This is a genomic window from Streptomyces sp. DH12, assembly GCF_020873895.1.
Taxonomy (GTDB): Bacteria; Actinomycetota; Actinomycetes; order Streptomycetales; family Streptomycetaceae; genus Streptomyces.
Map to the genome: position 1 here is coordinate 1 of NZ_JAHWGT010000340.1, position 675 is coordinate 675.

Below are 675 nucleotides of genomic sequence, written 5' to 3' on the forward strand. Positions count from 1 at the left end.
CCACGCCCATGTCCTTCAGCTCCACGCTATTCTGCGCGACCAGCATGGTGATCTGCATCAGGCAGCCCATGCCGAGACCGACCACGGCCATGAAGACGCCTGAGGTGAGGCGGGAGGTCCCGGTGTCCATCGTGGACAGCAGATACAGCCCGAGGACCAGCAGGGCGCTGCCGACCACCGGGAAGACCTTGTAGCGGCCGGTGTTCGTGGTCACCCGGCCCGCGACCATCGAGGTGACCAGCATCGCGCCGAGCATCGGCAGGAGCAGCAGGCCGGAGTTGGTGGCCGAGGCGCCCTGCACGGACTGCTGGTACAGCGGCAGGAAGAGCGTCGCGCCGAACATCACGAAGCCCACGATGAAGCCGATGACGGACATCAGCGTGAAGTTGAGGCTGCGGAAGATGTGCAGCGGCACCACCGGCTCGGCGGCCCGGGTCTGCCAGAACACGAAGCCGACCAGGGACGCGACACCGAGGGCGATCAGCTCCATGATCCGCGTGGAGGTCCAGGCGTACTCGGTGCCGCCCCAGCTGGTCAGCAGGACCAGGCAGGTGGAGGCGGCGGTCAGCAGCAGCGTGCCGAGCACGTCGAAGCGGCGCCGGCCCGTCGGCTTGGGCAGTTTCAGCACCAGGGCGACGACGACCATGGTGACCAGGCCGAAGGGCACGTTGACGT

At 67.6% G+C, this 675-nt stretch carries 1 protein-coding gene; it reads right to left on the minus strand.

Annotation, left to right across the window (positions count from 1 at the left end; translation table 11 throughout):
• Positions 1–675: MFS transporter (locus LPA54_RS34430; RefSeq protein WP_368857883.1), on the minus strand; the 675-nt coding region annotated here is incomplete at both ends.